The following is a 1714-nucleotide window of genomic DNA, read 5'->3' on the forward strand; positions in this document are numbered from 1 at the left end:
ATAGCAGGCGAAAGCGAAGGAGCTCCTATGGTCACCAAGGATGATGCGTGTTGGATAATCGGCCTTTCCGCAGGTGCGGGCATTGGCGTATACCTTGATGGCGGCTGGGGCGTCGATGCGCTTGTCGGGCGTGAGACCAGGGCTCATAACGACATCGACCTGTTCGTTCAGCGCGGGGATTACCAAAGGTTCGTGGATCTAATTGCTGATGAGGGGTTTTCCGAGGTGGCTGCATCTTTCACCACCGAAGATCACACGGTGTGGCAAGACGAGGCGGGGCGCATCGTCGACCTGCATTGCTTCGATTTCGCCGAGAATGGCGATATTCTGTATCAGGGAGATCGTTTTCCCGGGGAGGTCTTTTCGGGGAGGGGGCGCATCGGCGAGGTGGAGGTGTCGTGCATCGACCCCGAAAGCCAGCTGTTGTTTCACTTGGGCTATCAGCATGACGAGCACGACGCCCACGATGTCATGCTCCTATGCCGTGAGTACGGTTTCGACGTTCCCGAAGAATATCGCTAGCTGTTGCTTTTTGCATCGGGTCACGACTTCAGCGCTTGCCACAGATGCGCTGCGCCAGACCGCCCTGGACATCACGCCACGCCGTATATGGCCCTCCGCGCACGCGAGTCCCATTTCGCCTGCTTGATCCAGTACTCGTAGAACGGATAGGGGGTCACCTTGTACTGGCGCCAGGTCTTCTCGTACGTGCCGCGGGCTGCCTGCCTCACTATGAGCTCGGCGAGCTCGTCCGCGCTCCTGCGGACCTTGAAGCACCATGTCCACTTGAACCAGGCGAGGTAGTTCTCGAGGCGTCTCGTGGAGACACCCCGGAACCTGCCGATGAAGTGCCTCATCTGGGAGTGGAGGCTGTTCACCCTGTTGATGGCGTGCTCCTCCCTCTTGCTGGCGATGTGCGCGCCGACGCCGAGGGCGGGCAGGACGCGGCGGTACACGTGCGCACGGTCCGTCGAGATTATCGCGCCGACCGCGAGCTTGTCGGCGAGCAGCTCCCTGGCTGCCGCCTCGTCGAGGCCGCCCCTCCCCGCGATCTCGTAGAAGATGTCGCCGGCGTCGTTGATGCCGGTGAGCACGCATATCTTCTCGTGCCCGTCGGTTCCCTGCGACCTTGTGCGGGGCTTCCTGGGCATGCCGGACTCCGACCTAGAGCGGTTTCCCTTGAAGCTCTCCCTGAAGAAGCACTCGTCGAGCTCGGCCCCGCCGCCGGCCTCCACGCGGAAGGCGGGCATGCGCTTGGCCATGGCCTCGAGCAGCCTGTGGCGCATGAAGAACGCCGTCTTGAGGCACACGCCGCACTTTTCCGCCGACTCGCGCAGCGGGAGCATGTCCACGTGGCACTCCGCGAACCTCATCCAGGCCGACCTGTCGAGCTTGGTGGTGGAGAAGATGCGCATGGTGGCGTCGGTGAAGGTCCTGGCGCACCCTCGGCAGAGGAACCGCTGACGGCCGCGCCCGTCTCGCCCCCTCTTCACGTAATGCGGGGAGCCGCACCAGGGGCAGGCTCTGTCGGGATCGTCTTCCGCCCCCTCGCTTGCCGCGAGTTCGAAAAGCTCCGCGTCTATCAGCGCCTTGAGCGATCTCAGGACCCTGCTCTTCTCGGCAGCCGTCATCTGCGGGAGGAACTGCCTCGTCAGCTGGGTGAGCACGTCTTCCATTGCAACCTCCATCTCTCCTGATGATGGAATTGTCGCAA

General features: G+C 62.6%; 2 protein-coding genes. One reads left to right on the top strand and one right to left on the bottom strand.

The window, feature by feature from the left end; translation table 11 throughout:
• The first annotated feature begins 27 nt into the window (after positions 1 to 27).
• Positions 28 to 522 carry a nucleotidyltransferase domain-containing protein gene (locus DXB98_RS09980; RefSeq protein WP_117635919.1) on the top strand — a complete coding sequence of 165 codons (495 nt, stop codon included), beginning with the start codon at positions 28 to 30 and terminating at the stop codon, positions 520 to 522.
• A gap of 71 nt (positions 523 to 593) precedes the next feature.
• Here DXB98_RS09980 and DXB98_RS09985 read toward each other — a convergent pair.
• Positions 594 to 1714: IS1595 family transposase (locus DXB98_RS09985; protein ID WP_233505161.1), on the bottom strand; the 1121-nt coding region annotated here is incomplete at its 5' end.

It is taken from the genome of Collinsella sp. OM07-12, from assembly GCF_003438275.1.
Classification (GTDB): domain Bacteria; phylum Actinomycetota; class Coriobacteriia; order Coriobacteriales; family Coriobacteriaceae; genus Collinsella.